Annotated in this window: 19 protein-coding genes; 16 read left to right on the plus strand and 3 right to left on the minus strand. The window is 35.2% G+C overall.

The annotated features are described in order from the left end of the window. Window positions 1-56: 56 nt before the first annotated feature. The gene (locus tag FNJ88_RS13065; protein ID WP_143853674.1) at window positions 57-818 is read right to left on the minus strand and encodes an XRE family transcriptional regulator; all 762 of its coding nucleotides are present in this window, start codon (window positions 816-818) and stop codon (window positions 57-59) included. A gap of 62 nt (window positions 819-880) precedes the next feature. On the opposite strand from FNJ88_RS13065, the gene dinB reads away from it, so the two are divergent. Together dinB and FNJ88_RS13075 are read left to right on the plus strand one after the other, a co-directional pair. After that, window positions 881-2,029 carry a DNA polymerase IV gene (dinB, locus tag FNJ88_RS13070; protein ID WP_143853675.1) on the plus strand — a complete coding sequence of 383 codons (1,149 nt, stop codon included), beginning with the start codon at window positions 881-883 and terminating at the stop codon, window positions 2,027-2,029. A gap of 477 nt (window positions 2,030-2,506) precedes the next feature. Next, a complete protein-coding gene (locus tag FNJ88_RS13075; RefSeq protein ID WP_143853676.1) occupies window positions 2,507-5,566 on the plus strand; it encodes a DNA polymerase III subunit alpha in 3,060 nt (1,019 codons plus the stop codon). Between the two features lie 94 nt (window positions 5,567-5,660). On the opposite strand, the gene FNJ88_RS13080 is transcribed toward FNJ88_RS13075, so the two are convergent. Then, window positions 5,661-6,578 carry an iron ABC transporter permease gene (locus tag FNJ88_RS13080; protein ID WP_143853931.1) on the minus strand — a complete coding sequence of 306 codons (918 nt, stop codon included), beginning with the start codon at window positions 6,576-6,578 and terminating at the stop codon, window positions 5,661-5,663. A 533-nt stretch (window positions 6,579-7,111) separates the two neighbouring features. Then, entirely contained in the window at window positions 7,112-7,684 is a 573-nt protein-coding gene (locus FNJ88_RS13085) for a TlpA family protein disulfide reductase (RefSeq protein ID WP_143853677.1), read from the minus strand. 33 nt (window positions 7,685-7,717) lie between these two features. Between FNJ88_RS13085 and FNJ88_RS13090 the strand changes: the two genes are divergently transcribed. The 14 genes from FNJ88_RS13090 to FNJ88_RS13155 all read left to right on the plus strand — a co-directional run bounded on the left by FNJ88_RS13090 (window position 7,718) and on the right by FNJ88_RS13155 (window position 20,726). Beyond that, window positions 7,718-8,851 carry a 2Fe-2S iron-sulfur cluster-binding protein gene (locus tag FNJ88_RS13090; RefSeq protein ID WP_143853678.1) on the plus strand — a complete coding sequence of 378 codons (1,134 nt, stop codon included), beginning with the start codon at window positions 7,718-7,720 and terminating at the stop codon, window positions 8,849-8,851. Further along, on the plus strand, window positions 8,848-9,468 hold the full coding sequence (locus tag FNJ88_RS13095; protein WP_410495021.1) for a vancomycin high temperature exclusion protein: 621 nt from the start codon (window positions 8,848-8,850) through the stop codon (window positions 9,466-9,468). The genes FNJ88_RS13090 and FNJ88_RS13095 overlap by 4 nt, the downstream gene beginning before the upstream one ends. A 77-nt stretch (window positions 9,469-9,545) precedes the next feature. Then, a complete protein-coding gene (gene udk / locus FNJ88_RS13100) occupies window positions 9,546-10,163 on the plus strand; it encodes a uridine kinase (protein WP_143853680.1) in 618 nt (205 codons plus the stop codon). Further along, window positions 10,164-10,514 (plus strand): FtsB family cell division protein, encoded by a 351-nt coding sequence (locus FNJ88_RS13105; protein ID WP_143853681.1) that lies wholly within the window; start codon window positions 10,164-10,166, stop codon window positions 10,512-10,514. Between the two features lie 81 nt (window positions 10,515-10,595). After that, entirely contained in the window at window positions 10,596-11,762 is a 1,167-nt protein-coding gene (locus FNJ88_RS13110; protein ID WP_143853682.1) for a methylmalonyl-CoA mutase family protein, read from the plus strand. Between the two features lie 39 nt (window positions 11,763-11,801). Beyond that, entirely contained in the window at window positions 11,802-12,953 is a 1,152-nt protein-coding gene (locus FNJ88_RS13115; RefSeq protein WP_143853683.1) for a class I SAM-dependent methyltransferase, read from the plus strand. A 51-nt stretch (window positions 12,954-13,004) separates the two neighbouring features. Next, a complete protein-coding gene (locus FNJ88_RS13120; RefSeq protein ID WP_228414531.1) occupies window positions 13,005-13,334 on the plus strand; it encodes a hypothetical protein in 330 nt (109 codons plus the stop codon). 96 nt (window positions 13,335-13,430) lie between these two features. Then, window positions 13,431-14,813: a dipeptidase gene (locus tag FNJ88_RS13125; RefSeq protein ID WP_143853684.1), complete on the plus strand. Its 1,383-nt coding sequence runs from the start codon at window positions 13,431-13,433 to the stop codon at window positions 14,811-14,813. 67 nt (window positions 14,814-14,880) lie between these two features. Beyond that, complete coding sequence (locus tag FNJ88_RS13130) at window positions 14,881-15,585, plus strand: SDR family oxidoreductase (protein WP_143853685.1); 705 nt, start codon at window positions 14,881-14,883, stop codon at window positions 15,583-15,585. Window positions 15,586-15,678: 93 nt separating this feature from the next. Continuing rightward, entirely contained in the window at window positions 15,679-16,422 is a 744-nt protein-coding gene (locus FNJ88_RS13135; RefSeq protein WP_143853686.1) for an electron transfer flavoprotein subunit beta/FixA family protein, read from the plus strand. A gap of 24 nt (window positions 16,423-16,446) precedes the next feature. Then, complete coding sequence (locus FNJ88_RS13140) at window positions 16,447-17,394, plus strand: electron transfer flavoprotein subunit alpha/FixB family protein (RefSeq protein WP_143853687.1); 948 nt, start codon at window positions 16,447-16,449, stop codon at window positions 17,392-17,394. 117 nt (window positions 17,395-17,511) lie between these two features. Beyond that, window positions 17,512-18,108, plus strand: a complete 597-nt coding sequence (locus FNJ88_RS13145; RefSeq protein ID WP_143853688.1) for a bifunctional nuclease family protein — start codon at window positions 17,512-17,514, stop codon at window positions 18,106-18,108. A 16-nt stretch (window positions 18,109-18,124) separates the two neighbouring features. Continuing rightward, window positions 18,125-19,456 (plus strand): nucleoside permease, encoded by a 1,332-nt coding sequence (locus FNJ88_RS13150; RefSeq protein WP_143853689.1) that lies wholly within the window; start codon window positions 18,125-18,127, stop codon window positions 19,454-19,456. Between the two features lie 91 nt (window positions 19,457-19,547). Further along, on the plus strand, window positions 19,548-20,726 hold the full coding sequence (locus tag FNJ88_RS13155; protein ID WP_143853690.1) for an acetyl-CoA C-acyltransferase: 1,179 nt from the start codon (window positions 19,548-19,550) through the stop codon (window positions 20,724-20,726). The last annotated feature ends 46 nt before the right edge of the window (window positions 20,727-20,772 follow it).

Here is a 20,772-nt window from a genome sequence, read left to right on the forward strand (position 1 = left end):
TTAATGAAGCAATCACTTGGCGAAAAACTCCATGTTGAAAATTAATTTGTTATATATTACTTCTTTTTAATCAAATCAATTTCTTTTTTCAAACTCAAAAACATATCCTTCACCGTCATCATATCCAGAGTTTCCGTTTCGAATTCCGCCGTATTAATACTGCACGCATATTCCCATATCTCCACCAACTCAGAAAGTTTAATATCATAAGGCTTATACAACGGATTATCAGAACTCACCGTAATATTTCTGGATGTTTTCTTTTCAAATCTTTTATAAACAACGCCTTCATTTTGGGTAATGAAAATATAAGTTTTATCTTTCTTTAGATCGCTTACATTTTCCACATATTTTCCCACGATGAAAGTTCCGTTTTTAAAAGGCGGCATTGAATCTCCACTCGCCGGGAACGCCCGGAATTTTCCGTTCCTCAAAAAAGGCAGCGAAATCGTTTGTAATTTCTCAATATATTCCGGATCGCTGTAGCCTTGCAGATAACCCATTTGAGCTTTTTCGGGAATAATCTCTATTTTGTTTTCCCCTTTTTCATCGACCGTAATCGGAAGAATAGTGCGGTTATCTGGTAGCTTCATCATCTTTTCTAAAGAATATTTACTCAAATCCAGACCGACCAATAAATCGATGCTTATTCGGAAATATTTAGACAGACGAATTAGAATTTCGATAGGTGGTTCACTGGAGCCATCTTCATATTTTGCGTACCGCCCGCGGGTAATTAAAAGGTCATCAGCGATTTTCTGTTGCGAGTATTTTTGCTGACCTCTCAGATACCGCATGTTTTCTGATAAAATTGACATTGCTATAAATTATAGCAACAAATATACGGATTTTTGATATAAATCATACTAAGTTTGTACCCATGAATCGAGCAATTGCACATATGGATTTGGACACTTTCTTTGTGTCTTGTGAAAGGTTACAGGAACCAAAATTAAATGGTATTCCTGTCATTATTGGTGGTGGTGATCGTGGAGTAGTGGCTTCTTGCTCTTATGAAGCACGTTATTTCGGGGTGCGATCTGCAATGCCAATTAAAATGGCAATGCGATTATGTCCAGAAGCAAAAGTAATCCGTGGTGATTATGAACGTTACTCGAAATTTTCTAAAGAAGTAACCGAAATTATTCAGGAGAAAGTTCCGATTTTGGAAAAAGCCAGCATCGATGAATTTTATATGGATCTCTCCGGTATGGATCAGTTTTTTGGCTGTTATCAATGGACTAAAGAAATTGCAGATTCCGTGACTAAAAATACAGGTTTGCCTATCAGTTTTGCGTTGTCCACGAATAAAACGGTTTCCAAAATCGGTACTGGAGAATCAAAACCTGTCGGAAGATTAGAAATTCCGGCTCAAAATATAAAACCATTTCTCAATCCTTTATCCGTTAGGAAAATCCCGATGGTTGGCGATGTGACTTTTCAACTGCTTTCGAGAATCGGAATTAGAACGATTCAGACTTTAGCCGATATGCCCGTTTTGGTTTTACAGCAAATGATTGGAAAAAATGGAGGCGAACTTTGGAAAAAAGCGAATGGAATCGATCTCACTCCCGTTGTTCCGTATTCCGAAAGAAAATCGCTTTCCAAAGAACATACTTTTACGAATGATACCATGGATATTTTTGAACTGAAGAGATTAATTTCGGGTATGGCAGAATCACTGGCATATCAGTTGAGAAAAGAGAAATGGCTGACTTCCACCGTAGTTTTAAAAATCCGATATGCCAATTTCGATACCGAAACCAAACAGTGTAAAATCTCTTATACGTCGATTGACCATACTTTAGCAAGAGTCGCTTTGGATCTATTTGAGAAACTCTACACCCGAAGAATGCGACTCCGTTTGATCGGATTACGGTTTACGAATCTCGTGCACGGAACCTATCAAATGAATTTATTTGAGGACAGCGAAGAATTAATGAATCTCTATCAGGCCATGGACCGTATGAAAAACCGCTTTGGTAAAAATGCGGTGGGACGCGCTTCTGGATTTGAGCTGATTGCCTGAGTTATGAGAAGTTTTTTTTAACTACAAAAGTCACAAAAGTTTTATTTTTTTAAGTTATTCAAAAGTCCAAAAAAGGGGTGCGTAATTCAATTTCGGAGAAGTCTTAATCATCTTAATTTCTTAATATTTAAAATTTCTAGGGATTTTTTAACCACAAAAGTCACAAAAGATTATTCCTTTTTTAAGTTATTCAAAAGCCCAAAAAAGGGGTGCGTAATTCAATTTCGGAGAAGTCTTAATCATCTTAATTTCTTAATGTTTAAACTTTATAGAATTTTTTTTAATCACAAAAGTTATAAAAGTTGTATTTCTTTTTAAATATTCAAAAGCAAAAAAAATTACATAAAAATTTGGCTTTGCTAACTGAAATTGAAGATTCGACGAAGTCAAATGCCTCGCCCTAATTTAAAGAATCATTTTTCCAAAAAAACTTTGTCTCGTATTTTAAACAAGATTAAAAATTAAAAATTCATTATCGTGTTCCTCAATTCCCACACTTACCACAGCCTTCGTTACGGCACTTTATCGGTTGAAGAACTGGTGAAGCAAGCCGCCGATGCCGGTGCAAAAGAATTAGTATTGACAGACATCAATACCGTGACAGCGATTTATGATTTTAAAAAGGAATGTGAAAAATTCGGCATCAAACCGATTGTTGGGGTAGAAATTCGCAAGGAAAATCAACTCCTTTATATTACGATTGCCAAAGATGAAACTGGAATTGCCGAGATCAACCGTTTGCTGACCAATCATAATTGTGACGGCATTGAACTTCCACAGGTTTCACCGGATTTTCAGAACGTTTTTGTCATTTATTCTTTGGGAAATATTCCGGAGGTATTAAAAGAAAACGAATTTATTGGAGTTCGGGCAGAAGAACTGAACCTTTTGATACGACCGGAATGGAAAAAATTTTTAGACAAAATGGTAATTCTACATCCAATAACTTTTAAAACAAAAAAGGAATTTAATCTGCACCGAATTTTGAGAGCCATCGATCAGAATACTTTAATTTCGAAACTCTCGGAAAGTGATTATTGTTCACCAAATGAAGTTTTTGAATCGGTTGAAGGTATTTTAGATAAATTTAAAAGATATCCGAAAATCATTGAAAATACGCAATACATTTTGAATACGGCGGAATTCAATTTTGATTTTAAAACACCGAAAAATAAAATCTATTTTACCGAAAACAAAGAAAGCGACGATGCACTTTTAAGAAAACTCGCTTATGAAGGTTTGGATAAAAGATATCCTGAAAGAACGCAGATCGTCATCGATCGGATTGAAATAGAATTGAGAGTGGTTACAGAAATGAACTTCGCAGGCTACTTTCTGATCACGTTAGATATTGTAAAATACAGCATGAGTCGTGGTTTTCTGCATGTTGGTCGTGGAAGTGGAGCGAACAGTATTATTAGTTATTGCCTCGGAATTACAGAGATTTGTCCCATCGAACTCAATCTCTATTTTGAACGTTTTCTGAATACGCGACGTAGAAATCCACCTGATTTTGATATTGACTGGAGTTGGCGGGAACGTGATGAAATTCTAAAATATATTTTTGAACGATACGGAAAAGAGCACGTTGCTTTTTGTGGAACGAATGTCGAGTTTAAATACCGCTCTATTTTTCGGGAAGTTGGGAAAGCATTTGGTTTACCTAAAGAAGAACTCGATGTTCTCGCCAAAAATCCCATGGTAACTCATGATGATAATAAAGTCGTAAAACTCGTGCAGAAATATGGAATGCTGTTAGAGAAATTTCCGAATCAACGCAGTATGCATTCCTGCGGAATTATCATTTCCCAGGAACCGATTACCAATTACACGGCTTTGGAAATGCCACCGAAAGGTTTCCCTATCGTACAATTTGATATGAATGTGGCGGAAGATATTGGCTTTGAAAAGTTTGATATTCTTTCTCAGCGTGGTCTGGGAAGCATTAAAGATACACTTGATCTGGTGAAAAAAAATCAGGGAGTTGATATTGATATCCATAAAACCACGATTTTTAAAAATGATAAAAACTGCAATAATTATTTAAGTATTGGAAAAACGATCGGTTGTTTTTATATTGAAAGTCCGGCCATGCGGGGTTTGTTGCGACGGCTGAAATGTGAGGATTATCCAACTTTGGTCGCAGCTTCTTCGATCATTCGTCCAGGTGTGGCGAAAAGTGGCATGATGAAGGAATATATTTTCCGACATAATAATCCGACGAAGTTTGAATATTTCCATGATGTTTTTAAACAGCAACTGGGAGAAACGTACGGAATTATGGTTTATCAGGAAGATGTCATCAAAATCGCTTTGCATTTCGGTGGCGTTTCTGCAGATGATGGTGATGTGTTGCGACGGGCGATGAGTGGAAAAAGTCGGTCCATAGAAAAGTTGCAGGAAGTACGTGATCATTTTTTTGAATCTTGTGCGAAAAAAGGACATCCAGAACAGTTGTCGAAAGAAGTTTATCGTCAGATTGAATCGTTTGCGGGTTATTCTTTTTGCAAAGCACATTCGGCTTCTTATGCGGTCGAGAGCTATCAAAGCTTGTATTTAAAGGTTTATTATCCGATTGAGTTTATGGTTTCTGCCATCAATAATGGCGGTGGATTTTACCGGACCGAAGTTTATGTTCACGAATGCCGAATGGGTGGTGGGAAAATTCATAATCCGTGTGTGAATAAGAGTTTGTTTGAAACTACGGTTTATGGCGACCATGTTTTTTTGGGTTTAATGCATATTGAAAAACTCGATAGTAGAATCGTGCATTTTATTCCAGATGAAAGAAAGAAGAATGGAGATTATACTTCATTGGAAAATTTTATCAAACGGGTCCCAGTCGGAATTGAAACTTTACAGACTTTAATTTTTGTGGGTGCTTTTCGATTTACAGGAAAACAGAAAAATGAATTGCTAATTGAAGCGAGATTACTGATGATTCATTTCAAACCAGAATACCGATTGCCGACTTTTTTTGAAACTCCAGTTCAGGAATACCAACTTCCAGATTTGAAAAGAAACCGGTTTGAGGATGCTTTTGATGAAATAGAAATTCTGGGGTTTGCCGTGTCTTGCAGTCCTTTTGATTTATTACAAACAAAATACCGCAGTATCATCATGGCAAGACATTTACCGAAGTATCATAAACGACAAGTGAGAATGTTGGCGTATTTAATTTCGCGAAAGCACGTTCCGACCAAGAAAGGAGCCATGTTTTTCGGAACCTGGATTGATCAAGAAGGAAACTTTTTTGATACGGCACATTTTCCGGATAATTTACAAAAGTATCCTTTTCAAGGTGGTGGTTGTTATTTGTTATTGGGACAAGTGGAAGTTGATTTTCATTTCCCCACGATTACGATTTTCAAGATGGCAAAAATGCCTTTTATTCCCGATCCAAGATATGCGGAAGACCAGGATAAAAGTTATGAAGTTCACAAAAAGATCAACGAAGATGTGAGTATGACGTGGCGACAGCCTTATCCGCAGGAACATGAAATTGGTTTGCCGAGGAATAAAATGGTGGTAAAGTAAATATGAACTGTTTTTTTTAACTCTTCTTTTTTATAGATATGTTTATTTCGTTTTAATTTCAACTATTCTTCCTGTCAGTCGTTAAAAAGAATTATTAAGCTTTTCTACCTTTCAACATCATGGTTAATATCACTGGAATACCAAATAGAGAGGTTATCACATTCAAAGGAAATTGGGTAGATTCTGAGATAATAGAGAAAAATTCCATTATTAGAATTCCTAATAGTATATTCAGAATCCATTGCTGCCATAATTTTGCTGGATTAAAGAGCATTCGGCAAAAGTGGGGAACTACAATCCCAATAAATAAGATTGGACCTAAAAAAGCTGTTACAGATGCGGAGAGTAAAGAAGATGCGATGATGACAAAGAATTTCAATTGTCTTAAATTCACTCCTAAACTTTGTGCATAGGCGATTCCTAAAGAATTTCCAATTAATGGTTTTATGGTTTTGAAACTTAAAAATAAACCCACAATAACAATAATACTAAGGACTACAATTTGACTCCGGGAAACTTGGTTATTAGCACCAAAGCTCCAAAGTATATAATTTTTTAAACTCTGATTCTCTGCGTAAAATTGTAGAATGGAAACCACCGCACCAGCTAAAGCTGAGATCAAAAATCCAAAAATAATAAGGAATGATTTATCTTGAAATTTACCCGAGAATGCTAAGAGAACCACCATTAACAATAAACTCCCGGCAATTGCAGAAATACTTAGAAAGCTATTTTGTAAAAACTCAGGTAAAATGAAGTCTTGTGAAAAGAAGATATAAAACGCAACGCTCAAACTCGCGATCGAAGTAATTCCCAAAACCGAAGGTCCAGCTAATGGATTTTGAAAATATTCTTGCAACAAAAATCCTGAGGTTGGAATAGAAATTCCCGCCAGCATCATAATTAAGATCCTGTTAATTCGTAGATCAGCGATCTGAGAATTAGCAGACTGAGAAGAGAAAAAATCAGAGAGATTTAAAGTCATAAAACCAATGTTCAAATTAATAAACATCGAAATTATTATTCCGACAATGATTAAAAGAATGGTGATTTTAAACTTTTTCTCCACAGATTAATTTACGTTAGATGTTTTTTCTAATTCTTTAAAATCAAAAAATAAAGAGGTCAAATAAAGGGTGATAAATAATAACAATGGGACGTAAAAGAGTGGAAAATTAAACCAGTCTGAGGAAAATCGATATAAACGGTTCGTGATCGGCATCAGCAATAAAATGAACGACAGAAAATTAATAATTAATGATTTTTTTGAAATTTTATAATTCATATTGATAATCACGATTAAAAAACCTATGATTCCATAAACAGTCCATTTTAAATCATTTAAATCAGAGAGGGAAAATAGCATAATAAGCCCCAACGGCATCGCGATCATACCTCCCATTAGAAATATAAAGAAGTAAGAAATTATCGCAAAGATTCTTAGATTCTTAGTCATTTTCCGGTTCGGAATTAACTTTTTAAATAAAAAAAATCGCAAAGGAATCGATTATTAATACTGGTTCCCTTGCGATTAGTTCAAATTTATTATTTAAAAGAGTTAAGTTTTTCAGTAAGCATCTCTTCACTCATTGAACCTAATGTTTCATCAGTTTTATCTCCTTTTCTCATTAAAGTAAAAGGAATCGCACCTCCATCCCATTTTTTAAAATTAGCTGGAAAAAATTCGGGTGTTAATTTCGAACCGTCCAAAACGACAACGTGTGGAGCAAGTCCATGTTCGGCAACAAATTTTGGTAAAGCTTTGTCCCATTCACTACGCTCATCCAAACTTACAAACGTAAATTTAACAGGCTGACCTTTCATTTCGGCCATTTTTGCTTTAAAATGTGGAATTTCTTTTACACAAGGTCCACACCAGGTAGCGAAAAAGTTCGTCACATAGAGGGTATCGTTATTTTGCTTACCCAGCATTTTTGAAGTTTCTTCTGGACTCCATTCAACTTTTTGGAATGTAGCAATAGAACCTTCCCCTACAGGTGCATTATCGATCACAACAGAATCAGAAGTAGTGGTATCTACCGTCTCGTCAACTTTTGCCTCTTTATTACAAGCTGCCATCAGAGAAAAAACGGCGATGCTTAAAATTACTCTTTTCATTATATTTTTATTATTTTTGAATTCTTATTAATTATGGAAAATCTTTTACCGAAAGCCCGACAAATAGAATTTCACTGGCTAAAATTAACGAAAAAGGAAGAACTGACCAAAAGTACCTTTTCACTTGAATTTAATATTCCAGCGGAGTTATCAGCATATTACCGATTTGAAGCAGGACAATACGTAACCATTAAATTTTCATCACAAGGTGAAGTTCGTTTTAAGGATTTCTCAATGACATCGGCTCCTTTCGAAGAAAAGATCACATTAGGAATTAAGATTAGTGGCGGTGAAAGTTTTGCAAATTCCCTTTTTAAAGGTTTGCAAGTTGGTGATAAAGTAGAAGTTTCCGAACCGCGTGGTCGATTTACCATAGTCTCCAAACCACACGAATTTCGAACAATTGTTGGTTTTGCTGGTGGCATCGGAATTACTCCAGTTTTGAGTCATTTCAAAAATATTTTACATAACGAACCCCGGACACGCCTTTTTCTTTTTTACGGAAATAAGAACCGAAGCGAAATTGCATTTAAAACTGAATTGGATGAGTTGGTAAGAAATCATCCCAATCGATTGGAGATTCACTATTTTTTATCTCAGGAAAAAGTTGGAAATGGTCTTTTTGAAGGTCGGTTAAACGAAAAGAAAGTTGCTTTGATCATCAATCAGATTTTAATGTTAGATGATACGGACGAAGAAAGTACGATTTGGGACGCCGTTGATGAGGTCTTGATTTGCGGAAAAGGGGAAATGATAAAATCGATTGCAAATGCTTGCTATAAACATGGTATTCCGAAAAGAAATATTCACTTTGAGTTGTTTGAGGAATTTAATGAGGACATTTATCCTGTAGAAAAGGAATTTCCTGTGATTAATGATATAGAAGTCGATTTTAAATTATTCAATAGAAAATATTCCACTACATTGAAGAATAATAAAATGCGTCTTTTACAGCAGTTATTAATACAGAAATTTCCAGTACCCTATTCCTGTAAATCTGGTATCTGTGGCAGTTGTGAATGTATTCTGGAAGAAGGTGAAGTGGAACTGCTGGAAAACGAATATTTGACGGCGAAGGAAGTAGAAGCTGGAAAAATATTAGCTTGTATGTCTGTCGTTTTAAGCAATAAAATAAAAGTTAATTTTGATCTATCGGAAACATTTTGAAGAAAATATTAGACATATTAAAATCATTTTTTAATCTCGTTGAAATAGGGATTCTACTAATGATATTAGCTAATATCTGGGTTTTTGCCGTTACTAACGGAAGAACCTACACGAAAATTTCTAAAATTCCACCGCGGGAAACTGCATTAGTTTTAGGAACTTCTCCAAAAATGAAATCCGGTCTTTCAAATCCTTACTTTACTGCACGTATGGATGCTGCCGCACTTTTGTTTCACCATGGAAAAATTAAAAAAATCATAGTGAGTGGTGAGAAAAGTCGGGGTTACGATGAACCTGCAGCCATGAAAAACTACCTCATTTATCAAGAAGGAGTTCCCGAAAATATCATTAGTGAAGATCTAAAAGGGTTTAAAACGCAGGCGAGTATAAAGAACTGTATCGAAGTTTTCAACCAGAAAGATGTAATTATCGTTTCGCAGGGATTTCATAATCTCCGGGCTTTATTCTACGCCAGAAATAATGGAATGAATGCGCTGGGCTTTGATGCACAGGATGTCCTGACCAATAATTCCTATTATCGAAATCAATCTCGTGAGTTCTTGGCGCGGGTTGTGGCAGTGATTTATTTCATTTTTAATATCGAACAAAGAGGATAGTTCTATCTTTCAATCAATTTAAGGACGGATTTATAAAGGAATTTAAGACAAAATCTTATATTTGTAAAAACATTATTATGCTCGTTATCGGAATTGCAGGAGGAACTGGATCAGGAAAAACTACTGTAGTCAATAAAATTCTTCAGCAACTTAATACAGAGGGAGTCAACGTACTTTCTCAGGACAATTATTATCACGATAATCAGCATCTTACCTTGTCAGAAAGAGAAATGCTGAATTATGATCACCCAAAATCAATCGATTTTGAATTGCTTATTAAACACGTGAAAGCTTTGAAAAATGGCGAGATGATTGAGCAACCGATCTATTCATTTGTTACGCATTCCAGAACTGGTGACCACGTTTCGATAGAACCGAGAAATGTTTTAATTGTCGAAGGAATTTTGGTGTTAACAAATTCTGACCTATTGAATGAGTACGACTTAAAAGTATTTGTTCATGCCGATTCAGATGAAAGATTAATCAGAAGAATTCGTCGTGACACGCAAGAACGCGGCCGTGATTTACAGGAAGTTTTACATCGTTACCAGACGACCCTGAAACCGATGCATCAGGAATTCATAGAGCCGTCCAAAAATGAAGCAGATTTAATTGTTCCGAATATGAAACAAAATACGGTGGCGATTGATTTTCTTTCTACAGTGATCAATAATACTTTAAAACAAACCCATTAAATGGAAGATTTAATTAAAGAAATAAAACCTAAATCGGCGAAGTTTAAATTCCTCCAGAAATATGTGGTGAATAAGTATTTTGTGACCATATTTCTTTTTTTAGTCTGGATGGTTTTTTTCGACAGTACTTCATTTTTAGTCATCAATGAATTGAACGGAGAAGTCAATAAATATGAGCAACAGCTTGCGTACTATCAATCGGAGTATCAAAAAAATGATGAGTTCTACAAGAAATTGATGAACAATAAAGCAGAGAAGGAAAAGTATGCACGCGAGAACTACTTTATGAAAAAACCAAATGAGGAAATTTTCATTTTGGTGGTAGACAGTGCAAATGCAGTTAAGAAATAACGGAAAATTACAATACGAGGAATTTATTCGATAAAAATTATAAATTATTTTAAAGCCATAAGAGGCAACATCATATAAAATATGTTTAAAAAAACACCACTTCAAGACTGGGAGGCTGTCGTTCAAAAACAATTAAAGACCGAAAATATTTATGGTATCTTATCTAAAGAAGATCTTGAAGATATTGTGATTAAACCTTATTATGATGCCGTAGCCAAACCACTAAACAATCTGCCTAAAATTGAGGAATCAACGCACTTAGTCGGTCCTTATCGCGAAAGTTCAGAAGATAATATCTTTGCTTTTTTGCTGGACGAAAATGTTGAAGATTTGGAAGAAAAAGTGATTTTTGTAAATAATAAAGAATTAGCTGAGCATATCTCACCTGAAGAAACCAACCGTTATTTTTCTTTAATCGATATTTTTTCAGAGGATAAAAAAGGCGAAATCGATCAGCAACTATGCAAAGAACTTCTAGCCAAAGATTTCGAAAGAAATATTTGTGTTGATGTTTCCCTTCATCAGAATGCAGGGGCTTCAATCGTTCAACAATTGTCGATTTCTTTGGCAAAAACAAAAGAATTAACCGAAATTTTCGGTCGGGAGATTTTAGACAAAATTATTTTTAAAGTAGCTGTAGGTAGTAATTATTTCTTTGAGATTGCAAAGATCCGTGCATTGAAGTTGCTTTTTAATCAATTCTCTAAAGAGTTCGAATTAGACCAAATTCCATATGTTTTTGCGGAAAATACGTGCCGTAATAAATCAAAAAGTGATGCGGAGAATAATCTGATCCGTTCTACCCTGGAACTTTCTGCAACGATGATTGGTGGAGCAGATGCCATTTTTAGCAATGATTATAAAATTGAGAATTCAGATTCCGTTTCTCAGGAAATTTCATTTAAGCAACAGATCGTTTTAGCATATGAAAGCATCATTAATGTTTTTGAAGATGCCGGGAATGGCAGTTATTATATTGAAGAACTAACGCAGCAATTTGCAGAGAAATCCTGGAAGTTATTTGTAGAAATGGAAGAAGAAGGTGGTTACTGCGAACTTTTGAAAAAAGGTTGGATTCAGGAAAAAATTTCTGAGCATGCGATCAAAGAGCAAAATTGGGTAGAAGAAGGAAAAATTAAAATTATCGGTGTAAATCTTTATCCGAAATTAGAGAAAACGAAGTCTGTAGAAAATTTATATTCATCAAATGAAATTAAAGCAGTTCGGCTGGCAGAAATGTTCGAGTAATTTTGCCACTAAAACACGAATTATTTTTAAATTTAACAGGTGGAATACAAAATATTAGACAAAGAAGTTCAACAATACATTAATGCAAATCTACAAACGGATTTGCATTCTTTGTTATTGAAAAAATCGCCATTTGCAGAAGTTTCGATGCTGGAAATCGTACAGCAAATTAAAGGTAAAAAGGTGGCACTCAAAAAATTTCCTTTTCTGTTGAAGGAAGAAATTATTTTCCCGCCTAATCTTAATTTAGAACAAGCTTCGTCACAAGCGACAGCAGAATTTAAAGCACAGGATCTACAAGGAAAAAGTTTTCTGGATTTGACTACCGGATTTGGTATTGATGCTTATTTCTTATCGCAAAACTTTGATGAAGTAACCTTAGTGGAGCAAAACCCTGAACTAATTGAGATTGTAAAACATAACTGGGATATATTAGATAGAAATGCAGTCTTTAGCAATCAAAATTTAGAGGATTTCCTATCAGGAAATAAAGAAAGATTTGATCTGATTTATTTGGATCCGGCAAGGAGAGATGAACACAAGAATAAAAAATTTCTACTGGAAGATTTATCACCAAACCTTTTGCAGATTCAAAGACAATTGCGCAAAATAACTGATCAGATCATCATCAAACTTTCCCCACTCATCGATATTTCGTATCTGCTATCGGAGCTTAAGAATATTACTGAAATCCAAATCATTGCGGTTCGAAATGAAGTGAAGGAATTATTGGTCTTTATTAAACCTAAGACGTTAAAAGAAAAAATAAAAATTGTTTGCACCAATCTCGAAACTAATGAAAGTTCTTTTTCTTTCGAATATGATACTGAAAAATCGGCGGTTTCTGAATATTCAGAACCTCTTCAGTACTTATATATTCCCAACAATGCAGTTTTGAAATCTGGTGGCTTTAACAGTGTTTCCGAGAAGTTTACTTTAAAGAAGTTGCACCGTAATTCCCATTTTTACACTGCTGAAGACTTAAAATCAGAGTTTCCTGGTAGGATTTTAAAGGTTGAAACAATTGATTCTAAAAATATTAAGAAAGGAGATCAATTCAATATCATTTCAAAGAATTATCCCTTGTCTCCTGATGAAATCAAGAAGAAATATAAAATTAAAGATGGTGGAAAAGACTATTTAATCTTTACACAAACAGAAAAAAATAAAATTATTTTAAGAACTTTTTAGAATTTGTCTAAAACCTTTGGGAAAAATCGTAATATTTCATACTTTTGAGCATTGAAAATTAGAAAGATTCTTAATCATCATAAAGTAGATATGAAAAAAATAATTTTAAGCGTTGCAATCGCAGGTTTGGCTATTAGTTGTCAAAAAATTCAGGCGGGTTCGAACAAGGGAGTTTTGCAAATGACCGATGGTGTTGAAAGATATAATGACGATGTCATGAGTGATGAAGCAACTGCCAAATATGATAAAATGCAAGCTGCAAAAGCTATGAAAATGGATGAGGCGGCAAAGACTGTCGCTCAACCACAAATGGAGGTTAAGAAAGACAGCACAGCAACGGTAGTAGAAGCGCCGGCTCCAGCTGCAACGGAAATGAAATAATACTTTTTATAACTTAAAGTACAAATGTCTTGCTTCTGCAGGACATTTTTTTTATTTTTACAAGATTCGATATTTAAATAATTTAATTAAAATAGAATGAAAGAAACATTAAATTACATTCAGGAAAATAAACAACGCTACGTTGATGAGCTTTTTGAATTATTAAAAATTGCTTCCATCAGTGCAGATCCAGCTTATAAAGATGAAGTGTTAAAATGTGCAGACGAAGTTTCAAAATTTTTGAAAGACGCAGGTGCCGATGCCGTTGAAGTTTGTCCTACTGAAGGGTATCCAATTGTATACGGTGAAAAAATAATCGATAAAAGTTTACCTACCGTTTTAGTATATGGACATTACGATGTGCAACCACCAGACCCACTTGAATTATGGACTAAGCCTCCATTCGAACCCTATATTGAAAAAACTGAAATTCACCCCGAAGGAGCAATTTTCGCCAGAGGCTCTGCTGACGATAAAGGACAGTTTTTCATGCACATTAAAGCGTTCGAGGCGATGATGAAAACAAACACTTTACCTTGTAATGTTAAATTTATTTTTGAAGGTGAAGAAGAAGTAGGTTCTGAAAGTTTAGAAGCTTTTGTGAAAAAAAATAAAGAAAAATTATCTTGTGACGTCATTTTAATTTCGGATACCCATATTTATTCCAACGAACAGCCAACAGTTACAACAGGTTTAAGAGGTTTAAGTTATGTAGAAGTACAAGTAGAAGGCCCAAACAGGGATTTGCATTCAGGATTATACGGAGGAGCTGTTCCGAACCCAATTCACGTACTTTCACGCATGATTGCTAACTTAATTGATGAAGATGGCCATATAACCATTGATGGTTTTTATGATAATGTAGAAACGCTTTCTGATGAGGAAAGAGCAGAAATGAATAAGTTAAAAGATGATCCGGAACATTTCAAAAAATCAATTGGTCTAAATGGAGTAGAAGGTGAAAAAGGATATACAACATTAGAAAGAACATCTATTCGTCCAACCTTGGACTGCAACGGAATTTGGGGCGGTTACATTGGCGAAGGTGCAAAAACTGTTATACCGTCCAAAGCATTTGCAAAAATATCAATGAGATTGGTTCCTTACCAAACACCGTCAGAAATCACGGAAAAATTTACCAAATATTTTGAAAAAATTGCACCTGCTAATGTGAAAGTTAAAGTTACACCACATCATGGTGGTATGCCATATGTTTTGCCAAGCGATACCAAAGAATTCTTGGCGGCGAAAGCAGCCATGGAAACTGCTTTCGGTAAAGAAGTGCTTCCGTACAGAAGTGGTGGTAGTATCCCCATTACCGCCATGTTTGAAGAAATACTGGAGGCGAAATCTGTTTTGATGGGCTTTGGATTAGATTCTGATGCAATTCACTCCCCAAATGAGCATTACGGCTTATATAATTTTTACAAGGGAATCGAAAGTATTCCATTGTTTTTCGAGAACTATACCAAATCTTAGTATAAAGTTTGTTAAAAACGCCTCTTAAATGGGGCGTTTTTTTTAACTTTAAGGAAATATATTTTACATGAAAAACAAAGTCGCTTATATTACTGGTGGAACCAAAGGTATTGGACTTGGAATCGCAAAAGCATTGCAAGCTCAAGGTATTATTGTTGCTATTTCCGGTAGAAATAAAGAAGATGCTGAGCAAATTGCCCAGGAACTTTCGACCAATGAAAATAAAATTTTCGGTGTTGGATCAAATGTTAGGAATTTTGAAGATGAAAAAAGTGCAGTCTCCGAAATCGTGCATAAATTTGGAAAAATAGATTACGTGATTGCGAATGCGGGAATGGGTGTTTTTAAACCTGTTGATGAATTGTCTGTTGAAGAATGGTCCTCAATGATCGACACCAATCTTACAGGGATTTTCCACACTTTAAAAGCATCAGTTGAAGAATTGAAAAAATCGGAAGGGTATTTTATTACTATTTCTAGCTTGGCGGGAACCAATTTCTTTGAAAATGGGTCGGGCTACAATGCCTCGAAATTTGGTGCAGTTGGTTTCACACAAGCAGCAATGCTAGATTTACGAAAGTACAATATTAAAGTTTCGACAATTATGCCGGGTTCTGTGGCTACTCATTTTAATAATCATGTACCATCTGAAAAAGACGCCTGGAAAATTCAACCTGAGGATATTGGACAGTTAGTGGTAGATTTATTGAAAATGAATCCAAGAACCTTACCGAGCAAAATCGAGATCAGACCTTCAAAACCTGGCGCCTAAATTATGTATAAAATATAAAAACCTTAAATATACTATGCATGCATAATATATTTTTATTTATCTTAGCAAAAATTAAACAATAAATATTAGCACATGAAAATATTAGTTTGTATCAGTAGTGTTCCGGATACTACGTCCAAAATTAATTTTACAGCAGACAAATCTGCTTTTGACAAAAACGGCATTCAGTGGGTCATTAACCCTTGGGATGAGTTTGCTTTAAGCAAAGCGGTTAAATTACAAGCCGATGGAACTACTGTAACAGTAATCAATGTTGGAGATGCGACAACGGAACCTGTGATCAGAAAAGCTTTGGCAATAGGTGCCAACGATGCCATCAGAATAAATACTGAACCAAAAGACAGTTTTTCAGTAGCCAAAGAAATTGCAAATGTTGCCCAAAGTGGAGCGTATGATTTAGTTCTTTGTGGAAGAGAATCTATCGATTACAATGGTGGAGCAGTACCAGGAATGGTAGCTCAATTATTGAATCAACCATTCGTTAATGCTTGTGTTGGTTTGGATGTAAATGGTTCCGAAGCAACAGCGATTAGAGAAATTGAAGGCGGAAAAGAAACGATTTCTGTAAAATTGCCGGCGGTTATTGCCGGACAAAAAGGATTGGTAGAAGAAAAGGATTTAATTATCCCAAATATGCGTGGTATTATGTCTGCTCGGTCAAAGCCTTTAACAGTAAATGAACCAGTAAATACGGAAGTAAAAGTTGATGCTGTTTCTTACGATTCGGTTCCAGCAAGAGCAGCAGTGAAAATGGTTTCGCCAGACAATCTTGACGAATTAGTGAGATTGCTTCACGAAGAAGCGAAAGTAATTTAATTCTAACCTTAAAGACAATCTATTATGGCAATATTCGTATATGCAGAAAATATAAATGGTATTTATAAAAAAGCTGCGTTTGAGGCAGTTTCTTATGCTAAAGCAATCGCGGAAAAGAATGGTGAAACGGTAACTGCAGTTTCTGTTAATCCAACAGATTCTTCAGATTTATTATATAAGTACGGTGCAGATAAAGTAATTAATATTAAAGATGACGGTTTGAAAAATTTCAGTGCTAAAGCTTATGCTCAGGCAATGAATGAAGTTTCAGACGGAAATATTATCGTTTTCCCACACACTACAGATGCTTCATCCGTAGCTCCGATGTTGGCGATTATGAAGAATTTTTCTTTAATAACTAATGTTTTGGAAATTCCAGAAAGTTTTGCTCCGTTTCAAGTAAAAAGACGTGCATTTTCCGGTAAAGGAATGATGCATGCCAAAGCAGAAGCAGCTGGAGTGATCGTTACAGTTTCTCAAAATGCTTATGGTGTTAAAGAAAATGTGGCTTCAGGTTCTGAAGAAGTTAAAGATTTAGCCGTTGCTAATGAAGATACGAAAGTTATTTCTCATGAACAAAGTTCAGGACGATTAGACCTTAAAGAAGCGGAAATTGTAGTTTCTGCAGGTCGTGGAATGAAAGGTCCTGAAAACTGGGGAATGATCGAAGATTTGGCAAACACCTTAGGTGCAGCGACAGCTTGTTCAAAACCAGTTTCAGATATTGGTTGGAGACCTCATTCCGAACACGTTGGACAAACTGGAAAAGCAATTTCACCAAATCTGTATGTTGCAGTTGGGATCTCAGGTGCAATTCAGCATTTAGCTGGAGTTAATTCTTCAAAAACAATTGTTGTGATTAATAACGATCCAGAAGCTCCTTTCTTTAAATCGGCAGATTATGGAGTAGTTGGTGATGCACTTAAAATTATTCCTGAATTGACAGAGAAAATAAAAGCTTTAAAAGGATAACCTCTTTTTATAATTTAGTATAAAGTCCGAAAGAAATTTCGGACTTTATTTGTTATATTTCTCGAGAAATATAAAGGTTAAAACCTAACTTATTAAAAATTCATTTATATTTGTGTTATGGATTATAAAAGATTAACCATTCGCGGAATTTCATACAGCCAAACCCAGTCGGGGGCTTATGCTTTGCTTTTGGAACATGAAGAAACCAATATTAAATTACCTATTGTTATTGGCAATTTTGAAGCCCAATCCATTTCATTAGGATTAGAAAAAGATATTCATCCACCACGACCGCTGACACACGATTTATTTTCAAAATTTGTTACAGCGGCGCATTTTGAAATCTCATCTGTAATTATTTATCAAATCATTGATGGAGTATTTTTCTCCAACATTAATTTTAAAAATAAAGATAGTGGTGAAGAAATGATATTAGATGCTAGAACTTCAGACGCCGTTGCTATGGCAGTGCGTTTTGAAGCAGCTATTTATACCACGCAGCAGGTTTTAAGTGAGGCGGGGATTTTATTGGAGCTTGATGATCTTTCTAAACAGGAGGAAACGATAGACCAAATGGCGGGTGAAGGTGATTTGGTGGCGCTTAATTTAGAAGAGCTGCAAAAATTATTGGACGATGCAGTGAAAGACGAAGATTTCGATTCGGCGTTGGAGATTCAGGAAGAACTGAAACGCAGAAAGAAAAAAATTGATTAAATTTTTATTTAAAATTATGAATTTAAAATTACGACTTACCATATTGTCTTTTCTTCAGTTTTTCGTTTGGGGAGCTTGGTTAACTACACTGGGAACGTATGGATTTTCCTATAAACAGTGGAGTGGTGCTGAATTCGGGGCTGTATTTTCAACTTTAGGCATTGCATCTATTTTTATGCCTGCTTTAATGGGGATAATCGCTGATAAATGGATAAATGCTGAAAAACTTTATGGAATTTTACATATTCTGTATGGAATAACTCTTTTTTTATTAGCAAAAACTGATGATCCTATTACATTTTTTTGGATCTTATTGGTAGGGATGTGTTTTTTTATGCCAACACTGTCATTATCTAATTCGATTTCTTACAAATTATTAAAAGATAGTCATTATGATGTTGTCAAAGTTTTTCCACCAATAAGAGTTTGGGGTACAATAGGGTTTATTGTTGCGATGTGGACCACAAATTTTTTAAGTGATGCTAAATCGTTCTCTAATTTAGGTATAGACATAGGAACGCAAATCGCCGATTTTCTTGGAAATTCAATCAATGCAAATCAATTTTATTTCGCTGGAATTTTCGCTGTTTTTCTTGGGATATTTGCTTTTTTTCTTCCAAAATGTCCGCCACCAAGGTTAATTAAAGAAGGTGCTTCATTTGCCGAAAAGTTAGGCTTAGATGCTTTTAAACTTTTTGCCGATAGAAAAATGGCTTTATTTTTCTTTTTCTCTATGTTTTTAGGAGCAGCATTACAGTTGACTAATATGTATGGCGATACTTACCTAAAAGATTTTGGAAATATTGCTGCATTTAAAGATTCGGCAGTTGTGCATTACTCGACAATGATTATTTCAATTTCGCAAATTTCAGAGACTTTATTCATTTTAGCAATCCCGTTTTTCCTTTATAAATTTGGAATAAAGAAAGTTATGCTAATTAGTATGATTGCGTGGGTTTTACGTTTTGGATTTTTCTCGTTTGGCTCACCAGAAGGTTTTGGTTTAATTCTTATAATATTATCTAATATTATCTACGGAATGGCATTTGATTTTTTCAATATTTCAGGGTCTTTATTTATTGAAACTACCACAGACAGTAAAATCCGTTCATCAGCTCAAGGTTTATTTATGATGATGACGAACGGATTTGGAGCAATTTTAGGAAGTTATGTTAGTGGATGGTTAATTTCATCTTTCTTTACAGAACAATCTGGGAATAAGATGTGGCATGAAATCTGGTTTGTTTTTGCAGTATATGCTTTGATTATTGCACTTTTATTTGCCGTCATGTTTAAACACAAACACCATCCCGAAGATGTTACCGAAGGCGCAGTCCTTAACCACTAAAAAATAAATTATAACAGGTCAAAAACACGCTTTTTCGAAAGTGTGTTTTTTTTTGTAATTTGGCGTACTTTAAAATAATAAAATAAATATAATGAAAGAAGTATTCATCGTATCTGCAGTAAGAACTCCAATGGGAAGTTTTTTAGGAAGTTTATCATCGGTTCCAGCAACCAAATTAGGATCAACTGCCATCAAAGGTGCTTTAGATAAAATAAGTCTTGATCCGAAATATGTTCAGGAAGTTTATATGGGAAATGTTTTACAGGCAGGTGAAGGACAGGCGCCGGCAAGACAGGCTGCAATGGGTGCAGGATTATCTGATCAAACTCCAGCAACTACCATTAACAAAGTTTGTGCTTCAGGAATGAAAGCCGTGATGATGGCTGCGCAGTCAATCAAAGCTGGTGATCAAGAGGTGATCATAGCAGGTGGAATGGAGAATATGTCTTCTGTACCACATTATTATAATGCCAGAACTGCTACAAAATTAGGTGATGTTAAAATGCAGGATGGAATGGTCCTCGATGGATTAACAGACGTTTATGGAAAAGTTCACATGGGGGTATGTGCAGAAAAATGTGCAGCTGAATATAATATTACAAGAGAAGACCAGGATAATTTCGCCGTAGAATCTTATAAGCGCTCTGCAAAAGCATGGAGTGAAGGGAAATTTAAAGATGAAGTTGTTTCTGTCGAAATCCCACAGAGAAAGGGAGATCCAATTGTGTTTTCAGAAGATGAAGAATATAAATCAGTCAATTTTGACAGAATCGGAACTTTACCAACTGTTTTTCAAAGAGAAAACGGAACGGTAACGGCTGCTAATGCTTCAACTTTAAATGATGGGGCTTCTGCTTTGATATTAATGTCTAAGGAAAAAATGGACGAATTGGGCTTGAAACCTTTGGCCAAAATCGTAAGTTACGCCGATGCCTCTCATGAGCCAGAATGGTTCACAACTGCTCCTTCCAAAGCCTTACCAATTGCTTTGAAGAAAGCCAACTTAGAAATTTCAGATATCGATTATTTCGAGTTTAACGAAGCTTTTTCTGTTGTTGGTTTGGTTAACAATAAGATTTTAGGTCTTGATGCCTCCAAAGTGAACGTGAATGGTGGTGCCGTATCTCTCGGTCACCCACTGGGAAGTTCAGGCTCTAGAATAATTGTTTCTTTGATTAATATTCTGAAGCAAAATAATGGTAAGTATGGTGCTGCAGCTATTTGCAATGGTGGTGGTGGTGCTTCCGCAATTGTTATTGAAAACTTGTAAAATATAAGATTCTGCTAATCAGACCATTAAGAATTACTGTTGATTT

Origin of the sequence: Chryseobacterium sp. SNU WT5 (genome assembly GCF_007362475.1) — a bacterium.
GTDB lineage: Bacteria > Bacteroidota > Bacteroidia > Flavobacteriales > Weeksellaceae > Kaistella.

Coding starts and splice junctions, on each gene's coding strand:
- FNJ88_RS13065 (WP_143853674.1), bottom strand. CDS start 818: ATGTCAATTTTATCAGAAAACATGCGGTATCTGAGAGGTCAGCAAAAA.
- dinB (WP_143853675.1), top strand. CDS start 881: ATGAATCGAGCAATTGCACATATGGATTTGGACACTTTCTTTGTGTCT.
- FNJ88_RS13080 (WP_143853931.1), bottom strand. CDS start 6,578: ATGTTTATTAATTTGAACATTGGTTTTATGACTTTAAATCTCTCTGAT.
- FNJ88_RS13085 (WP_143853677.1), bottom strand. CDS start 7,684: ATGAAAAGAGTAATTTTAAGCATCGCCGTTTTTTCTCTGATGGCAGCT.
- FNJ88_RS13090 (WP_143853678.1), top strand. CDS start 7,718: ATGGAAAATCTTTTACCGAAAGCCCGACAAATAGAATTTCACTGGCTA.
- udk (WP_143853680.1), top strand. CDS start 9,546: ATGCTCGTTATCGGAATTGCAGGAGGAACTGGATCAGGAAAAACTACT.
- FNJ88_RS13105 (WP_143853681.1), top strand. CDS start 10,164: ATGGAAGATTTAATTAAAGAAATAAAACCTAAATCGGCGAAGTTTAAA.
- FNJ88_RS13110 (WP_143853682.1), top strand. CDS start 10,596: ATGTTTAAAAAAACACCACTTCAAGACTGGGAGGCTGTCGTTCAAAAA.
- FNJ88_RS13125 (WP_143853684.1), top strand. CDS start 13,431: ATGAAAGAAACATTAAATTACATTCAGGAAAATAAACAACGCTACGTT.
- FNJ88_RS13130 (WP_143853685.1), top strand. CDS start 14,881: ATGAAAAACAAAGTCGCTTATATTACTGGTGGAACCAAAGGTATTGGA.
- FNJ88_RS13135 (WP_143853686.1), top strand. CDS start 15,679: ATGAAAATATTAGTTTGTATCAGTAGTGTTCCGGATACTACGTCCAAA.
- FNJ88_RS13140 (WP_143853687.1), top strand. CDS start 16,447: ATGGCAATATTCGTATATGCAGAAAATATAAATGGTATTTATAAAAAA.
- FNJ88_RS13145 (WP_143853688.1), top strand. CDS start 17,512: ATGGATTATAAAAGATTAACCATTCGCGGAATTTCATACAGCCAAACC.
- FNJ88_RS13150 (WP_143853689.1), top strand. CDS start 18,125: ATGAATTTAAAATTACGACTTACCATATTGTCTTTTCTTCAGTTTTTC.
- FNJ88_RS13155 (WP_143853690.1), top strand. CDS start 19,548: ATGAAAGAAGTATTCATCGTATCTGCAGTAAGAACTCCAATGGGAAGT.